Here is a 17,118-nt window from a genome sequence, read left to right on the forward strand (position 1 = left end):
GTTTCATAATTGAACAGACTTAATGGTATTCAATAGCCGTTACGCAAATCATTCACATCCTACTATAATGTCAATAAACTATCCAAATCCTATCTTACCCACATGCCTGTTGCCACCATATCCATTGATGAAAAAACAGTTTGTGGCGGGGGAAAGCCCCTGCTATGGATTCTTGGCCCTTGTGTGATCGAATCACGCGAGTTCCTATTGCCGGTTGCTGATCAAATTGCACAGATCAGTGCCGATTTAAGGATACCTGTTGTTTTCAAATCATCGTTTGACAAGGCAAATCGTACATCGGGCAAATCGTTCCGTGGGCCAGGTTTGAAAGCCGGTTTGGCTATTCTGGATGAGGTAAAAAAGCGAACCGGATTGCCTGTGCTAACTGATTTTCACGAACCCTGGCAGGCAGAGCACATCGCCCAGGTATGTGATATTCTGCAGGTCCCTGCCTTTCTGGCCCGCCAGACAGATATGATCGAAGCAGCGGGGCGTACCGGAAGAGTGGTAAACGTTAAAAAAGGCCAGTTTATGGCACCTAGTGACATGAAAAACGTTGTTCATAAGTTGAAAGAAGTAGGCTGTGAACGTATTTTGCTGACTGACCGGGGTACCAGTTTTGGCTACCATACACTGGTAAACGATTTCCGATGCATTCCGCAGATGCAGGAATATGGATATCCTGTGATCTTTGATGCAACTCATAGCGTACAATCTCCAGGGGGTGCGGGTGACCGTTCCGGGGGCGACCGCCGAATGGTTCCGTTTCTGGCCCGGGCTGCCACTGCAGTGGGGTGCGATGGCATCTTTCTGGAAGTGCATCCCGATCCGGACAATGCTCCAAGCGATGGTCCGAACATGCTGCCGCTGGATGAATTGTCTGCCCTGCTAAAAACCTGCCAGAAACTGAGACAAGTCCTGGCTGATTGATTCTGAGTACAGTGTTGTGATTAAGGACAATTTCATGCGATTTCTGATTTATTTATTCCTCGTCGGGTTTCTGGTTGGTTGCACTGAGAACGTAGCCACCGTTGAGAAGCAGCAACAACAGATCAATGAAGTCAGTACGATTTTATCCCAACTACAGCAGGAACGTATTAACATCTCCACGTTCCGTTCTGTCGTGGAACAGCTCAATAATCATTACGATCATCATGGCGATCCCAGCAAGAAACAGTTGACCATGCCAGCAGCTCAGGAAGCTGTGCTCAAGCAGTTACTGAGTCAGGTAAAGAACGATTTCGACCGTGCACGTAGAGTAGACGACGTAAAAAGCCGATTGTTCAATACTTATGCTGACACGAGTTACCTTGATTCTTGCCTGCTCTATCGTGAAGCTGTTAGAGCTCATGAAAACGATCTGGGAGAAATCCCGCCGCGAAATCAGCCTGAAGCCCAGGCAGCATGGAAGCTTGATCTGGTGAAGAACCTTTTTTATTGGACCATGCGTCAGGTGGCATTGCGAAAAAATCCAGTCAACATCAAAGATTGGCCCTCTCACGAACTGCTGCGTCTGGGAGCTGGTGATGCAGATGACCGACTTCGTGTGTTTCTGGGTTTGTTGAATCAGACTGATATAGATGGATGTGCAGTCGTTGTGAAAACACAGGTTCGTCAGGACAATATTGTCGAAGATCGCCAGTTACCTGTCCTGTCGGGTGTATTGATTGACAACAAACTTTACATGTTTGATACACACGAAGGAAAAATGGTTTCCGGAAGCACTCCTGGCGTTCCTGCAACCTGGGATGAAGTGAAAAAGAATCCTGCGTTACTGACCAAGCGTACTGACGGCCCAACCCCAACTCAACTAAATGAAGCTGAATTGGTTCTTCTGGCCAATGTGAATAGTCTGGCACCGCGTATGCAAACATTAGAATCTGAGTTTGATACGATCAAGGTCCAGGTAAAACTATACGATGATGTTGCTTCAAGGATCGATCGTTTCAAGGCAGCAGGAATCACTGTCAGCCCCTGGGCGGCTATCAACCGAAATGGTTTTCCTGGTCTGGTATATCATCGCTATGCTGAATCTGGCCGGGGTGATCCCAGATTGATTGACGACATACTTCCCCGTGCTCGTCTCATTCCCGACTGGGCAACAAACATAGAGAAACAGCTCAAGCAAACTGGTGTTTCCCAATCCTTACACAATGAATTTGATCGATTGTTTATCAACCTCAGACTGGAACCGGGTGGCGGAAGAGACCTGATGGTTCGTGGCAAAGCTCACCAGGCCATCGAACGTATGTCACGGTTTGAAAATCGTCTTGAACGCGCATTGGCACAATTCGAAAAAGATCGTCCTCATTCATTGCCAGCATTCCGTGACGGTTTCCTGCCAGAATATACAGTCGAATGTGTTAAGCTCCAACAGCTCAACGATAAGCTGAAGACCATTACAAATGGATCCCCCGAACAACGACAATTGGAAATGGAACTGCGTCAAAAGTACAGTCAGTTGGATATGGCTTGGCGTTCAGTCAATGTTCGTACGGTTATCAACAGTTTGAATGCTGAATGGGCTATGCCTGATCTGCGTGAACACCTGACTTATTTCATGGGGTTGGCCAAGATGGAGTTGGCAATCCGAGCAGAGATGCGCTATCGGAAGAACCCTAAAGCTCCGTGGCCTGTCAATACACTCACTCCTGCCCAGCAATATGCTTCAGCTGCCGAGTGGTTTGATCGATACGAGGCGCTCATTATTCCAACCAAATCACACATCTGGCTTGATGCTGTGAAGCTTCGTCGTCAGGAATGCCTCGATAAGGTAGGGGAACTTGGTGCCAAGGTGGCCACAAATAATCCAGGCTAGAGAATACTATGTTCTCCAGTTAACAGCATGACTGCAGCCATGGCAATCATCAGGCCATCCTCCACCAGCGTTACGGTAGTCATGGGAAGGTTGAACACGGTGCCAAGACAGGCACATCGTATTTTCCTTCTAGCCAGAAGACTCTGAAATACTCCTACAGCACTGATCGACATGACAACCAGAGTTATGACATTGGTCAGCCAAGGTTTGAAATCGATAAGGTAAGCTGCACCAAGCAGCAATTCGATAAAGGGATATACGTAGCCATACATTGGCAATCGTTTCGCAATCACATCATACATGCGGTAGGAATTGGCGAAGCCCCGTACATCAAGTAGTTTGAAGAAGGCAAAAACCAGAAAGAACCCTGCCATGAAATGACGCATGGCCCGTTCCCATGAAAAAATTCCTGCATGAAACTCCACCAATGCCACGGTGCCCAGCAGAAACGCCAGGATCAGCATCAAAGGATAGTAGGTAGTGGGAGAAGGCTCCGCCAGTGGTTCTTCCACTTTTGGCGATGCAACTGAAACTGTTCCCAGAATACTGTAGCCGGCCCGTTTCATCAGTTCGTGCATCAGTTCATCGGTAACTGATGGTCCTTCTACGGTTAGCACCTTATCGGGTGATGCCAGGTCGACTTCCCACCTTGAGATGCGAGGCTCCTGATCCAGCACAGGTTTCAAGCTTTCCAGGCAACTGCTGCATCGCAGGTTGGTTTTATATTTACGTGACATTGTCTCCTCCGCTTTCATTCTACACCTCGAACGATATTGAAGATCAAAACTTTTCAGGGCATGACTTGATTCATCGTTTCTCGAAGAAATCCGACATCCGCGCCTGATTATCGGTGGAGCCGTCTGGCATACCCAGCTAAAGTGACAGCATGAAAACACAACTGCCCCAACATGAAATGCAACAGGCGTATTTGACCAGCGATGCCAGTTATAATGGGTTATTTTTCCTGGCAGTCAAAACTACGGGTATCTTTTGCCGTCCCGTTTGCCCGGCCCGTAAGCCGCTGCCTGGCAATGTCGAGTACTATCCAACGGCTGGGGCGGCGCTCTTTGCTGGTTATCGGCCTTGCAAGCGATGCAAGCCACTTCAGTCTTCATCGCAGCCGGCTTGGGCTGTCAGGCTGTTGAATGAACTCGAACAGCATCCAGAACAACGCATTACTGAATTCAACTTGCGTCAGCGAGGTATCGATCCAGCTACTGTGCGGCGGTACTTTCAAAAGGAATTTCACATGACATTTCAGGCATACGCTCGTGCTCGTCGTCTGGCAACCGCTTTCAATCAAATCAAGCAGGGCAACCGAATTGACGATGCACTCTTTTCCAGTGGTTATCAGTCGCACAGCGGTTTCCGTCAAGCGTTCACCAAGACTCTTGGCAAGCCTCCGGGCAAAAGCCAGGTGAGCGACTGTATTCTATTGCATTGGATCAATAGCCCGCTCGGGCCTCTGGTGGCAGGCGCTAATTCACAAGGTGTATGTCTACTGGAATTCAGCGATCGCCGCATGCTTGAAACGCAAATGAAAACACTGCGCAGGTTGTTTCAAGTACCAATCGTGCCCGGCAATAACGAGCATTTGATACAGCTTCAGCATGAACTGAAAGATTACTTTGCTGGCAGGTTAAAACGGTTCACCATACCGCTGGTGTATCCAGGAACGCCATTTCAGAACAAGGTTTGGAACGAACTTCTGAAAATTCCGTATGGCAAAACCATTTCATATCAGCAGTTGGCACATGCTGTGGATTCACCCAAGGCTGTTCGTGCCGCTGGTACTGCCAATGGTAAAAACCGTCTGGCTATTCTCATTCCCTGTCACCGTGTTGTTAATAAGAACGGCAACCTCGGTGGCTACGGCGGCGGACTGCGACGCAAGGAGTTCTTACTGCAACTCGAACGCCAGCATGCCTGATACAACCTGGATGCCAGTTACAATTGGTTTATGCTGTCACTGTTCAGTGTCTCCATACAATTTCCTTCTGACTTTTACACGAAGGAATCAGACTCACTGCCATGCCTGAACGCATTGATGTTGTTGCCATCACGGATGAAACCCGTCGTCGGTATTTGAATTACGCCCTCTCGGTCATCACTAACCGGGCCCTGCCTGATGTGCGTGATGGTCTGAAGCCTGTGCAGCGGCGTATTCTCTATGCCATGTTTCACGATCTTCACCTGTACGCCAACGAGAAGCCACTCAAATGTGCCAAGGTCAGCGGTGAAGTGATGGGCAATTACCATCCGCATGGCGACATGGCTATTTATGATACCCTGGTTCGAATGGCTCAGAGCTGGGTGATGCGTTATCCGCTCATTGATGGTCATGGTAACTTCGGTGCGGTCGATGGCTATGATGCTGCCGCCAGCCGTTACACCGAATGCAAGTTGCAACCGATAGCCGAAGAGTTGATGGTCGAACTTCGGCAGAAAACCGTCGACATGAAACCCAATTACGATGGCAACCGCCAGGAACCGATAGTTCTGCCCGCCCGCTTCCCCAACATACTGGTAAATGGCTCGACCGGCATCGCGGTGGGCATGGCAACCAACATTCCACCGCACAATTTAAAGGATGTCATCGCTGCCTGCATCCAGTTGATCGAAGCCCCCGATTCTACCACAGCGGTGTTACTTGATAAACTCAAAGGCCCTGATTTTCCACTGGGTGGCAAAGTTCTGGCTGACCGTAAGACACTGCGCAATATCTACGAAGAAGGGCAAGGCAGCATCAAGATACAAGCTGAATGGAAGCTCGAAGAAAGCAGTAAGAAGCGGCAGATTGTTGTTACCAGCATTCCCTATGCAGTTAACAAGGGCACACTTGAAGAGAAGATCGGCGAGATTATCGCCAACCGATCGCTGCCACAATTGGTCAACGTCGTCAATGAATCGAACGACAAGGATGGCTTGCGAATTGCTCTGGAGATCAAGACCGATGCCGATCCGGAAACGGTGATGGCATATCTTTTCAAGCATACCGATCTGCAGACATCGTTTGCGTACAACATGACGTGTCTGGTGCCGAGCACGCCGCAAATTGAAAAAGAGGGGAAACGGAAAAAGAAAAACGAGGAGGAAGAGGAAACTAAGGTGCCCACGATCATGCGGCCTGCCCGCGCTTCGCTGCCTGAAATGCTGCGGCACTTCCTCGACTTCCGATTCCTTACTGTCAAAAGGCGGTACGAGTATCTGTTGCAGCAGCTGCGGGCCCGCATCCATATCCTTGAAGGCTTCCGACTCGTCTTCAATGCTCTCGATAAAGTGCTGGAACTCATCAAGACAAGTCAGGGTAAACAGGATGCTGCCGAGAAGCTGATGTCATACCTCAAACTCGATGAAATCCAGGCTGATGCCATTCTGGAAATGCTGCTTTACAAGATCGCCCGACTCGAAATCAAAAAGATTCTCGAAGAGTTGCGTGAGAAGAAGGAAGAAGCTGAGCGCATCGAAGCTATTCTCAAATCGGAAAAGAAACTCTGGGGCGTGGTGAAGACCGAACTGGACGAGGTGGGTGAAAAGCACGGCGAACGCCGACGAACCCGCATTGTCGGCGAGGAGGAAATGCCTGAGTTTGATCCCGAAGCTTACATCGTTCGCGAAAACACTAACGTCGTGCTGACCAAAGATGGCTGGATCAAACGTGTCGGTCGACTTGCTTCCGTCGAAGGCACACGCGTTCGCGAAGGGGACAGCGTGGTAGCTGTGGTGCCGGGCAGCACACACGATCATGTTGCGTTCTTTTCCGATGATGGCATCGCTTATACGATGCGGATCAATGAGGTCCCTGCAAGTACGGGTTACGGCGAACCGATTGCCAAGTTCTTCAGGCTCAATGATGGAGCCCGCATCATTGCTGCCTACACAGCTGATCCGCGATTTATTCCGGCAGAGACCAAGCCTGCGAGCAAAGGCGATCCGCATGGACCCTATCTCCTGGCTGCCACAGCTCAGGGGCAGGTACTGCGTACGCCTTATGCTCCGTATCGTGAAGCGAGCACGGTGAAAGGCAGGATGTATGTCCGCCTGAATGATGATGACAAGGTTGTTCTCGCGGCTATTGCCCTTCCTGAGTTCAAGAGCATTATCCTCTGCTCGGTGGAAGGCCGCGTGATTCACTTCCCGGTTTCAGAAATACCTGTGCTGACTGGTGTAGGTAAAGGTGTCATCGGCATCAAACTGGATGACAAGGATACAGCGCTGGGTGGCACGCTCATCCGCAACCAGAATGATTGGTTGGCTATTGAAACCAGCGGCGGCCGAACGCTCGAATTCTACGGCAGCAGAGAGCAAGTGAGCCGGGCTGGTAAAGGCTTTGAAGCAGTCAAGCGCACCAGCTTTACCCGCATAGTTCCGCAGCCTATTGATTTGGTGAATTGGGACAATTTTGAACAGCCTGCTGCGGAAAAGAACGGCAAGCCAAAGAGCAAAACGCTTTTTGATTAGTCATGGTTTTTCCTTTTTGAACATGAAATGAATCACGTCCCATTCTTCTTTATCAATAATTTCCATTAGAAAACGAATAAGTAGATGAACCGCACTGGGTGGTATGCGTACAATATGCGCGGTTCCCTATATCCCGTGAGGAGACACCATGAACTGGTCTGTAAACAAGCCGATGTTGCCCCTGGTACTGGTGCTGTGCTGGATAGGCTCCACCGGACTGGTGCAGGCTTCGGATCCAACCATTGTCGATAACGCCAAGCTGTTCAATGCGGAAACATTGAAGAAGGCTAACGATCAACTCATTCAACTCAAAAAGGCTACCAACAAAACGGTGGTCATCGAAACCTATAATGGAGTGCCAGCGGACAGGCGAACGGCATTCCGTGCCAACCGTGCACAGTTTTATGATCGCTGGGCAGCTGAAAGGGGCAAAGCGATCAATCTCCAGAATGGTACACTCTTCCTGGTCTGCATTGAACAACCAGAAGATGTAGCGTCTGGCAGCAAGCCCTCCAAACGTATTGAGGTGTGGACCGATGCAAAAACCATGAGTCGTTTTACCAAAGACGAGGCAAATCAAGCCGTTCAAAAGCTGGGGACCAAACTCAACAGCGATCCCAACCAGGGTCTCCTTGATCTGGTAGCAAGTACCAGAACTTCCATGATGTCGATGTTCGGCACTCCTGTTGGCACTGGTTTCGATAAACCTGCCGGTTCCGGCAATGCATTGGCCAAAGAAACGGAAAAAGGCGTGATCAAACAAGCCAAAGAGTTCGGTAACAAGACTCTTGAAGATGCTAAAGAAGGAAGGATGGATGTTATGACCATCGTGTTGATAATTGGCGGCTGCATACTCGGCTTCTGGATATTAATTGGCCTGGTTCGTGCTTTCACCCGGCCACGCATGAATGCCGGTGCTTATGGAACACCTCCGCCTCCAGGTGGTATGGTACCTCCTCCACCAGCTGGCTATGGCCGAGGTTACGGTCAGCCCATGGGTCAGCCTTACGGCCAGCCAATGGGTTATCCGCCTCAACAGGCTGGTGGCATGGGATTCATGGGCAGCCTGATGACAGGCATGCTCGGTGCCGCAGCAGGCAGCTACATGTATGACAAATTCTTCCGTGGTGGCCAGCATCACGATCACGGTCCTACAGGTGCGGATGCAGGTGGTGGCTACTATGGCGGCGGATCTTCAACTGCAGAGCCTCAGACAGGCTATACCACCGGGGGCGACTTTGGCGGTGAAGATTCTCCACAGATCGCATCGAGTGGAAACGATTACGATCAGGGCATCACCGGCGGTGACACCAATTTCGGTGGCAGCGGTGGCGGCGCTGATTACGACGCTGGCGGTGACTTCGGCGGAGGCGGTGGAGATTTTGGAGGCGGGGACTTTGGTGGTGGAGACTTCGGCGGTGGTGATTCCGGCGGCGGAGATTTCTAAACCTCCTTGAACAAAAACTATGCAAGCCCACGAACTACAATTCGTGGGCTTTTTACTGGTATCAGAAAGTTTTCCCTTTCGCCCGCGTTATTGCCCGTTTCTTGACTGCGTTGGCTGCTGCATTACGATGCATCGTCTGGTGTGTTTTTTTGATCTCATCACAGCTCGACCGGCCTTCATGATGACAGGTCGTTCCCTGGGCTGCAAGAATCTGTCGATCCTTGAGCAGTATCTGCAGTTCACGATCCAGTTCTGCCAGGTTGACTGGGCATTCTGCATCCTTTCTGAAAATCTCATCCAGATTCTTCCGTTCGGGCGTACCCAAAACCCAGGTTGCCCGATGAATGTACTCCTTAATACGGGGCAAAACGTAACGTGCCCGGCTCTTGGCCTTGTTCCATTGTGCCACGTCGGCATTCAGTGAGTTCAGCTTTTCATCCGTGGTCATGGCTCGTGCTGATTCAGATTCAATCTCTGATTTCAGACTTTCCATACGTTGCCTCAGAGTGTCGATGGTTACTTCCATGCCGAGGATGTTGTTCCAGCGAGCCTGCAGTTCCTGCCATTTGATGAGTGCCTGTTTGGGATCAGAGCTGACTGACTTTGCTTCTGTTGAGACAGGCTGTTTGATCAATACATGCAGATATAGTTGTGGCGTATTGCTCGGTAATGGCGGCAGCGGCTGTAACAGTTCCACATGGTAGTTGGCAATCTCGTTTTGAGCTTCATCTGATGTTCGCCAGGTTTGAACAACGTCTGCATCGAGGCCGATTGCTTTGAGCAGATTTCCAATAGTTAAATGCGGACTGATAGCCGGATGATGAAACGTTGCCTGCGGGATTCGAAAGGTCAGACCGTTGGGCATTGTTGCAGGCTTGAACCAGACTTGTGCAAATACCTCACCCTGAAAGGATAAATTCCCCCATTGCAAAGAGCAGTCTATTTCAGCAAAGGACATGAGTAATCCTTCTAACAATTGATGAATAGTATTGTAGGGTATGATTGATGCCGGTTATGTAATAGTTGTCTTGTTGCTTGATGTTTCCGTGCTATAATTAGATTGTCGAGGGGCGCTGCGATTTTGCCGCGATGTCAGCGGTAAACCAGGCTCGACCAAAGATATACAACGGCGCCCGCAATCGAAAACGGTTGCGGGCGTTTTTTCGTTCCCGCACCGTGGCACATTGCCCATCGGGCAGAAGGAATTTTCCATGAATGCGCCTCTTAAACCCAAGAACCTCGTCAACAATGATTACCATGTAGCGGATATGAAGCTCGCTGCCTGGGGTCACAAGGAAATCAAGATCGCAGAGACCGAAATGCCCGGCCTCATGATGATCCGCGATGAGTACGCCAAGACTCAGCCGCTCAAGGGTGCCCGCATCTCCGGCTCGCTGCACATGACCATTCAGACCGCAGTGTTGATTCAGACGCTGGAGGCGCTCGGTGCACAGGTGCGCTGGGCATCGTGCAATATCTTCAGCACGCAGGATCATGCTGCTGCTGCCATCGCTGAGGGTGGTACGCCCGTGTTTGCCTATAAGGGTGAAAGCCTCGAAGACTACTGGAAGTTCACGCACCAGATTTTCGAATGGCAGGATGGCGGCTACTCGAACATGATCCTTGATGACGGTGGCGACGCTACGCTACTCCTCCACTTGGGTACCCGTGCGGAGAAGGATCAGAGCGTGCTGGCTAATCCGCACAGTGAAGAAGAACGAGTTCTTTACGCTTCAATCAAGGAGAAACTCAAAACTGATCCCACCTGGTACAGCACCCGGCTGAAACAGATCAAGGGTGTCACCGAAGAAACAACCACCGGCGTCATGCGCCTGTACCAGATGCACACTGATGGCAAGCTAGCTTTCCCCGCCATCAATGTCAATGACAGCGTCACCAAGTCGAAGTTCGATAATCTCTATGGCTGCCGTGAATCGCTGGTCGATGCTATCAAGCGTGCGACCGATGTAATGATTGCCGGCAAGGTTGCCCTGGTGTGTGGCTATGGCGATGTGGGCAAGGGTTCAGCCCAGGCATTGCGTGCGCTGTCGGCCCAGGTGTGGGTGACCGAGATCGATCCGATCTGTGCGTTGCAGGCGGCAATGGAAGGCTACCGCGTCGTCACCATGGAATATGCTGCTGATAAAGCTGACATCTTCGTGACTGCGACAGGCAACCATAATGTCATCCGTTATGAACATATGGAAAAGATGAAGCCTGAAGCCATCGTTTGCAACATCGGCCACTTCGATAACGAGATTGACGTTGCGAGCCTGGAAAAGAAGTGCAAGTGGGAAGAGATCAAACCGCAGGTCGATCATGTCATCTTCCCCGATGGCAAACGCATCATTCTGCTGGCCAAGGGCCGCCTGGTGAACCTGGGCTGTGGTACGGGACATCCGAGTTATGTGATGTCATCATCGTTCGCCAACCAGACGATTGCCCAGATTGAATTGTTCACTAATAGCAAGGCGTATCCGGTTGGCGTTTACACGCTACCAAAGCATTTGGATGAAAAGGTGGCCCGCCTTCAACTGAAGAAACTGAATGCTCAACTCACACGGTTGAGTGAAGATCAGGCAAAGTACATCAATGTTTCGGTTGATGGACCGTATAAGAAGGATAATTACCGCTATTAACCATCAATGTTGAGCCACCGGTTATTGACCGGTGGCTCAATAATCACTTCAGTCTCCAGGGAACTTCCAGTCCGTGCTGTTCCATCAGATTCGCATCAGCCAGCAGTTGTTCTGTAGGGCCATCAGCGATAACCGTCCGGTCGAACACGATGGTTCGGCGGCATGTAGTTAAGATAAAGTCCAGATCGTGGGAAGCAATCAGCTTGCCTTGAGGCAACTCGGTCATGATAGCAATCAGTTCGCGTCTGCCTCGCGGATCAAGATCTTGTGTCGGTTCATCAAGGAGAAGCAGTCGGGGTTGCATGGCTAGAATGCCAGCAAGTGCGACCCGTCGTTTTTCACCACCGGAAAGGCGATGTGGAATCCGGTCTTCATAGCCTGAGAGCTTCACCTGGGCCAGGGCATGGGCCACTCGTTTCCGCGTTTCGTCTTTACTGATGCCAAGGTTCAGCGGGCCAAACGCAACATCATCAAGAACGGTGGGGTTGAAGAGTTGATCGTCACTCTGTTGCATCACCAGCCCCAGATGCCTGGGCAGTTGCTGTCTCTGCTGGCGATCGAGTGGATTCCATCCGCAGACAGTCATCGATCCCTGGTGCGGGAGGAGAATGCCGGTGATAGCCAGGAGCAGTGAAGTTTTCCCTGCGCCGTTGGGACCAACCAGGCCGACGGATTCATTCTCATGCAGTAGCAGGCTGACGTTTTCGAACGCTACGGTGCCTTCGGTATGACGTGCCGAGATTTGACGGACTTCGAGAAGCACTTCAGAAATGGCTAACCTCCAATGAATACGGTCACGATATTACTTTTAGCAGAACGGGACAGGAAGGGTGGCCGCTGGGCAAAGCCTGATAGGCCTGTTTGATTGCTTGAAAATACTGAAGTATAAACTTGGCTAATTTTAGTAGAAGAGTAATATTGAAGTAATAACTTCACTATTTACCAGGAGCTAGCCATGTCAGGCACTGTTACCCATCACACGTTTACCCTGGAAAAGGTTTATCCCAAATCGGCAGATAAAGTATTTGCCGGCTTCTCTGACCCTGTCAAACTGCGAAAGTGGTTTGCTGATGGTGAGCATCATACGGTGGAAAATTTTCAACATGATTTTCGGGTAAGAGGGCAGGATATCACTCGCTCCCGCTTCAACAAAGACTCGCCATTTCCGGGCGTGGCATTGCTCAATGAAAGTATTTATCTCGACATTGTTCCTGGACGGCGAATTGTCTCAGCTTCGACCATGACAGTTGGTGAGCATCGCATCTCGGCATCGCTCGTTACTTTCGAAATACTGGCTGAGGGTGCATCGACGAAACTGTTGTTTACCCATCAGGGGGCATTCTTCGAAGGTTCAGATGGCCCTGAGATTCGTGAGCATGGCTGGAATGTCCTGCTCGATAAACTGGGGCAGGCTGTGTAAGTGACTTGAGATTGAACATGCTGGGAGGTTTTTCAGATATGCCTTACGCGAAAGTGAAAGCAGACATGGTGTTTCAGGCCCTGGGAGATAGTACTCGCAGGGCAATGGTGGAGCGGTTATGCGATGGGCCATTGAGTGTCTCGCGTCTGGCTGAGCCTTTTGACATGACGCTGACGGCGATCACGCAGCACCTGCAGATTCTGGAACAATGTGGCTTGGTGCGTTCGTTCAAGGCCGGACGAGTACGAACCTGCAGACTTGAAAGGACCGGCTTTGATATGCTGCAGAACTGGATAGAGCGGCATCGCGAGATATGGGAGCGTCGGCTGGATCGGCTTGGAGAAGTGCTCGAGGAATGAAATGATTTAAAAACTTGGATTATTCCTTATATCTTCGAAACCATGTGCCTTGACTGGTGGATTTGCATGGTACACCAAAACGAATCCACCGCATGGAAGGGTGTGATCGAGTCAACTCCTGCATTCCTGCTGCAGTTACTGAAGTTCCCCGCACATCAAGATTGGTCAATCGTTGCATATTATTTAATGACTGTAAGCCAATGTCTGTAACTTTGGTATTTCGAAGGAAGACATATTGCATACGCGTAATCACGCTGAGATTCTTGCAGCCTTCATCCTGGGTAGGTGTATCACTGAGGTCGATAACGAATAACCTCTTTAAAGTGCTAAGCTGATTCAATCCAGTTCCATTGATTGGTGTACCAGTCAAATCGATTCCGAGCAATTCAGGAATATTCTTGAGGTAAGCTACCCCCTCATCGGTAATTCTGGTTCTAGTCAGATCAAGCAATGCGAGCGTAGTAGAACCCTGAAGATTTGCCAGGCCAGCGTTGGTGATGGGAGTATTGCGAAGAGATAGAGTAATCAATTTTTGCCATTGATTTAGTGAGGCGAGTCCAGTGTCGGTCAATGCTGTCTCGGCAAGATCGAGTTGTGATAAAAACGGATGTGACTGTAGTTCTGCGAATTGTTGGCCTGTAATTTTCGTTCCAGTGAGATCGAGTGTGTTTAAACCTTTGATGTGTTTCAGGTGTTTCATGCCTGCATCAGTAATCCTGGTGTAGGCTAGTTTCAAGGTTCCCAAGTCACGAATCTGTTGAAGATGGGGAAGACCGGAATCAGTGATATTGGTGCGGGATAAATCGAGATAGGGCAATCGGGGTATCGCTTGCAGGGATTGCAAGCCTGCATCACTTATTTGAGTACCTGACAAATCAAGATCCTGCAGATTGGGGAGTTTTTTTAGATGTATCAGCCCGGCATCTGTGACTGGAGAATCAGCCAATCTTAAATACCAGAGACCTGAGTGATTGAGTTTAGCCAAATCGATGTCTGTGACAGGAACACCTGAGATGTCAAGATAACCAAGTCGCGGATAAGTTGACAATTGTGCAAGACCCTTGCCCGTTATCTTGGTTCCACGGAGACTGATTCGGTGAATGTTAGGCATGGTGTTCAACCGGCTGAGCCCTGCATCTGAAACTGTTGTGTGTGAAAGATCAAGATCGTAGTAATTTGTCGAGTTCTTGAGCAACGAAAGACTGTCATTCGTAATAGGAGTGTTGGAAAGATCAAGCGAGCTGAGTCGAGGCATGCTGCCTAGGTAGACAAGAGCTTCTGGCTTTAACTTGGTTTTCGAAAGCTTGATAGTAAGCAAGTTTGGGAGTTGACACAAACTAACCAACCCATCGCCATTGATACGGGTGTCAGAAAGATCTAACTCCTGGAGTTGAGTTAACTGTGCCAGGCAAGCGAGTCCTTCATCGGTTATCGAAGTGCCGGACAAATCAAGTTTTCTGAGATGCTGCAACTCACTCAACTTTTGTAACGAAGCATCACCAATCTGAGTGCCAGATAGATTCAGGTACTTGATGTGAACAAACTTGGAAACAGTTCCAATTAATTGTGAAAAGTGATTATCGAGAAGCGGTAGCTCACTGCAATCGAGAAAGGCGTCCTGCCAGTCAGGTATTACGCTCATTTCCGTCAGTTCCAACTGAGCCTGTTGAATCTGGTTCATACGATGTTGATAAATACGATTCCAGATAAGTAGTACGCAAAATACCATTGCCATAAAGAGGCTGAAGATAATCAACTTTTTAGCACGTGGATGTAACTTCATGGTGTGTGTGTCACGTTTCAACGATTCAAAGTTTCAGGCCACAATATCATATTACGATGTATGAGTGACTGAATTTTGAACCGAGTCATTGTGCATCCGAAGTTTAAGGCATTGCCTGATTGCTGATGAGTTCCATACATTCACAGTGTAAACTTTTCGAGACCGATGGCGATGCCTACACTGCCCGTGCTGGAATTCATTCTCCGCAACTACAAGAACTTTAATGCCCGCGTGACTCGCGATGCTCTGCTGGCTTACTGGAAACACATCCAGGCGGGGGGCAAAATGTTCTGGACGCTTGCTGGCGCCATGTCATCGGCACAGTTGGGTATTACATTGGCACCGGCGATTCGCGAAGGGTTGATACATGGCATATCATCAACCGGCGCCAATCTGGAAGAGTCGCTGTTTCGCCTGGTGGCCCATCACAGCTACAAGGATTTTCCGGAGTACCGCTACTTCACCAAGAGCGACGATACGAAGATTCTTGATGACCGCATGCGCCGCGTGACCGATACCAGCATTCCTGAAGATGAAGCGTTCCGGGCGGTTGAAAAGTTTATTGTCCCCATGTGGGAAAAGGCGACCAAAGAGAAACAGCGACACTTCTGGCACGTATACTTTTACGACCTCGTTAAGACCATGCCTGCCAAGTTGCACGAAGGCAGTGCGGATGAATCGTGGCTGGTGGCGGCTGCCCATAAGAACCTGCCCATCGTGGTGCCTGGCTACGAAGATTCCACCTTTGGCAACATCTTCGCTTCGCATGTGAAGACGGGCGAATGCTCCGCGTCGATTGTTAAATCAGGCATCGAGTACATGGCACACTTTTATGATCAGTATCGTGAACTGTCCACTGGGGCTGGATTGGGTTTCTTCCAGATTGGTGGAGGCATCGCTGGTGATTTCCCGATTTGCGTGGTACCTTCGATCAAGTATGATCTGCAGGAAGATGTGAAACCCTGGGCTTACTTCTGCCAGATTTCCGATTCGACCACATCGTATGGCTCGTACTCAGGTGCTACGCCGAATGAGAAGATTACCTGGGACAAGTTAACGGAAAAGACACCGATGTTTGTGATTGAATCGGATGCGACCATTGTGGCGCCGCTGATTCTGACAGCATTACTGGAATGCAAGCGCCACCCAGCGGAGGCAGAAAAATTAATAGCGGGGAAGTAGGGCGTTGTGAAGTTGCAGCTACGAGATGTCATTGCTAACAGTAAAGAATAATTTCGAAATATTTCCTGGACTGCTCTGAATTTTAAGCTACACTCCGAATCTACAGAATTTCAATGCGAATCGCCTAATTGATGAATTCTGGAAATGCATTCTTTTTAAGGAGTAGTGGAAATGAGGATTCAGCAGTGGTTGTGTATTCTAGCCGTTGCTCTCGGCACCCATGCTGTTGCACGAGCTGACTTTATCAACGGTACATTTTCAACTGGCAATTTGACTGGTTGGACATCATTCACCACATCAAATGGCACTGTAGGAGGGCCAGGGTTTCCCAATGTAGTCTCCTTTGATACTACTGGTTCTGGTGCAAGTCTGGCAGCACAGTTTCATGTAGGACAAGTTGTATTTCAAAGTGGTATTCAACATGGTGGAGGTATCTTGCAAACATTAAATCTTGCTGCGGGCACCTACAGAATAACTGCAGATTTTGCGGCGTTTGACCCCCCGCCGCTTGGAAACGCCCAAGCTGGAATCTTTTCTGTATTGCTGGATGGTGTTACTCAAGTTACAGCAAATTTAGGTTCAACAACCAGCAATCAGATAAAACGAGGTAGTTTCGACTTTAATGTAAGTGTCGCAACTGGCACCTACACCTTTGCGTTTCAAATGACGCGTCGGTTTCTTATCGGTGATGGAACGCCATTTCAGTACTTCGATAATATTCACATTAATCCAGTTCCGGTACCTTCTGGTGTAATAATGGGCTCAATCGGAGTGGTTTGCTTGGTTCTTGCAACTCAATTTCGACGTCGAAAAGTTTGTATAGCTTGAGCTAAATTCGCAGAGCTAAGATTCGCGTGTTGTTGTCATGACTAGAGCATTTTCAAAAACCATCTTGCGCATTCAGGTAATACATGAAATACTGTGACGTGTCCATGTCATGGAGTCACAGATGAAAGCGTACTCGGTTGATTTACGTGAGCGGGTGTTGGCAGACTTTCAGGGAGGCATG

The 17,118-nt window shown here is 49.4% G+C and carries 14 protein-coding genes and 1 riboswitch; of the genes, 10 read left to right on the top strand and 4 right to left on the bottom strand.

The window, feature by feature from the left end:
- The first annotated feature begins 102 nt into the window (after positions 1–102).
- A complete protein-coding gene (kdsA, locus tag JNJ77_19695) occupies positions 103–930 on the top strand; it encodes a 3-deoxy-8-phosphooctulonate synthase (GenBank protein MBL8824820.1) in 828 nt (275 codons plus the stop codon).
- 34 nt (positions 931–964) lie between these two features.
- Entirely contained in the window at positions 965–2,818 is a 1,854-nt protein-coding gene (locus JNJ77_19700; GenBank protein ID MBL8824821.1) for a hypothetical protein, read from the top strand.
- Here JNJ77_19700 and JNJ77_19705 read toward each other — a convergent pair.
- Complete coding sequence (locus tag JNJ77_19705) at positions 2,815–3,555, bottom strand: copper chaperone (GenBank protein ID MBL8824822.1); 741 nt, start codon at positions 3,553–3,555, stop codon at positions 2,815–2,817. The two genes, JNJ77_19700 and JNJ77_19705, sit on opposite strands and share 4 nt — an antisense overlap.
- A gap of 176 nt (positions 3,556–3,731) precedes the next feature.
- Here JNJ77_19705 and JNJ77_19710 point away from each other — a divergent pair, with 176 nt between their 5' ends.
- From JNJ77_19710 to JNJ77_19720, 3 genes are all read left to right on the top strand, one after another.
- Complete coding sequence (locus tag JNJ77_19710; GenBank protein MBL8824823.1) at positions 3,732–4,748, top strand: bifunctional transcriptional activator/DNA repair protein Ada; 1,017 nt, start codon at positions 3,732–3,734, stop codon at positions 4,746–4,748.
- A gap of 101 nt (positions 4,749–4,849) precedes the next feature.
- Entirely contained in the window at positions 4,850–7,279 is a 2,430-nt protein-coding gene (locus tag JNJ77_19715) for a DNA topoisomerase (GenBank protein MBL8824824.1), read from the top strand.
- Positions 7,280–7,427: 148 nt separating this feature from the next.
- The gene (locus JNJ77_19720; GenBank protein ID MBL8824825.1) at positions 7,428–8,726 is read left to right on the top strand and encodes a TPM domain-containing protein; all 1,299 of its coding nucleotides are present in this window, start codon (positions 7,428–7,430) and stop codon (positions 8,724–8,726) included.
- 61 nt (positions 8,727–8,787) lie between these two features.
- Here JNJ77_19720 and JNJ77_19725 read toward each other — a convergent pair whose 3' ends face one another.
- Positions 8,788–9,684, bottom strand: coding sequence for a hypothetical protein (locus JNJ77_19725; GenBank protein ID MBL8824826.1), 897 nt, complete (start codon positions 9,682–9,684; stop codon positions 8,788–8,790).
- A gap of 101 nt (positions 9,685–9,785) precedes the next feature.
- Positions 9,786–9,868, top strand: a riboswitch (S-adenosyl-L-homocysteine riboswitch).
- Between the two features lie 69 nt (positions 9,869–9,937).
- On the opposite strand from JNJ77_19725, the gene JNJ77_19730 reads away from it, so the two are divergent.
- On the top strand, positions 9,938–11,365 hold the full coding sequence (locus JNJ77_19730) for an adenosylhomocysteinase (protein MBL8824827.1): 1,428 nt from the start codon (positions 9,938–9,940) through the stop codon (positions 11,363–11,365).
- Between the two features lie 43 nt (positions 11,366–11,408).
- Here the strand turns inward: JNJ77_19730 and JNJ77_19735 are convergent, their stop codons facing one another.
- Positions 11,409–12,128 carry an ABC transporter ATP-binding protein gene (locus JNJ77_19735; GenBank protein ID MBL8824828.1) on the bottom strand — a complete coding sequence of 240 codons (720 nt, stop codon included), beginning with the start codon at positions 12,126–12,128 and terminating at the stop codon, positions 11,409–11,411.
- A gap of 192 nt (positions 12,129–12,320) precedes the next feature.
- On the opposite strand from JNJ77_19735, the gene JNJ77_19740 reads away from it, so the two are divergent.
- Positions 12,321–12,785 carry an SRPBCC family protein gene (locus tag JNJ77_19740; protein ID MBL8824829.1) on the top strand — a complete coding sequence of 155 codons (465 nt, stop codon included), beginning with the start codon at positions 12,321–12,323 and terminating at the stop codon, positions 12,783–12,785.
- 38 nt (positions 12,786–12,823) lie between these two features.
- Complete coding sequence (locus tag JNJ77_19745) at positions 12,824–13,144, top strand: winged helix-turn-helix transcriptional regulator (GenBank protein ID MBL8824830.1); 321 nt, start codon at positions 12,824–12,826, stop codon at positions 13,142–13,144.
- Between the two features lie 19 nt (positions 13,145–13,163).
- Here the strand turns inward: JNJ77_19745 and JNJ77_19750 are convergent, their stop codons facing one another.
- Entirely contained in the window at positions 13,164–14,825 is a 1,662-nt protein-coding gene (locus JNJ77_19750; GenBank protein MBL8824831.1) for a hypothetical protein, read from the bottom strand.
- A gap of 267 nt (positions 14,826–15,092) precedes the next feature.
- On the opposite strand from JNJ77_19750, the gene JNJ77_19755 reads away from it, so the two are divergent.
- Positions 15,093–16,109, top strand: coding sequence for a deoxyhypusine synthase family protein (locus JNJ77_19755; GenBank protein MBL8824832.1), 1,017 nt, complete (start codon positions 15,093–15,095; stop codon positions 16,107–16,109).
- A 171-nt stretch (positions 16,110–16,280) separates the two neighbouring features.
- Entirely contained in the window at positions 16,281–16,937 is a 657-nt protein-coding gene (locus JNJ77_19760; GenBank protein ID MBL8824833.1) for a hypothetical protein, read from the top strand.
- Positions 16,938–17,118: the final 181 nt, after the last annotated feature.

The organism is Planctomycetia bacterium, assembly GCA_016795155.1.
Classification (GTDB): domain Bacteria; phylum Planctomycetota; class Planctomycetia; order Gemmatales; family HRBIN36; genus JAEUIE01.

What these genes read in the sequence shown, in the direction of transcription:
- JNJ77_19740 (MBL8824829.1), top strand. Translation starts at nt 12,321, where the DNA reads ATGTCAGGCACTGTTACCCATCACACGTTTACCCTGGAAAAGGTTTAT.
- JNJ77_19705 (MBL8824822.1), bottom strand. Translation starts at nt 3,555, where the DNA reads ATGTCACGTAAATATAAAACCAACCTGCGATGCAGCAGTTGCCTGGAA.
- JNJ77_19755 (MBL8824832.1), top strand. Translation starts at nt 15,093, where the DNA reads ATGGCGATGCCTACACTGCCCGTGCTGGAATTCATTCTCCGCAACTAC.
- JNJ77_19715 (MBL8824824.1), top strand. Translation starts at nt 4,850, where the DNA reads ATGCCTGAACGCATTGATGTTGTTGCCATCACGGATGAAACCCGTCGT.
- JNJ77_19750 (MBL8824831.1), bottom strand. Translation starts at nt 14,825, where the DNA reads ATGAACCAGATTCAACAGGCTCAGTTGGAACTGACGGAAATGAGCGTA.
- JNJ77_19730 (MBL8824827.1), top strand. Translation starts at nt 9,938, where the DNA reads ATGAATGCGCCTCTTAAACCCAAGAACCTCGTCAACAATGATTACCAT.
- JNJ77_19700 (MBL8824821.1), top strand. Translation starts at nt 965, where the DNA reads ATGCGATTTCTGATTTATTTATTCCTCGTCGGGTTTCTGGTTGGTTGC.
- JNJ77_19720 (MBL8824825.1), top strand. Translation starts at nt 7,428, where the DNA reads ATGAACTGGTCTGTAAACAAGCCGATGTTGCCCCTGGTACTGGTGCTG.
- kdsA (MBL8824820.1), top strand. Translation starts at nt 103, where the DNA reads ATGCCTGTTGCCACCATATCCATTGATGAAAAAACAGTTTGTGGCGGG.
- JNJ77_19710 (MBL8824823.1), top strand. Translation starts at nt 3,732, where the DNA reads ATGCAACAGGCGTATTTGACCAGCGATGCCAGTTATAATGGGTTATTT.
- JNJ77_19745 (MBL8824830.1), top strand. Translation starts at nt 12,824, where the DNA reads ATGCCTTACGCGAAAGTGAAAGCAGACATGGTGTTTCAGGCCCTGGGA.
- JNJ77_19725 (MBL8824826.1), bottom strand. Translation starts at nt 9,684, where the DNA reads ATGTCCTTTGCTGAAATAGACTGCTCTTTGCAATGGGGGAATTTATCC.
- JNJ77_19760 (MBL8824833.1), top strand. Translation starts at nt 16,281, where the DNA reads ATGAGGATTCAGCAGTGGTTGTGTATTCTAGCCGTTGCTCTCGGCACC.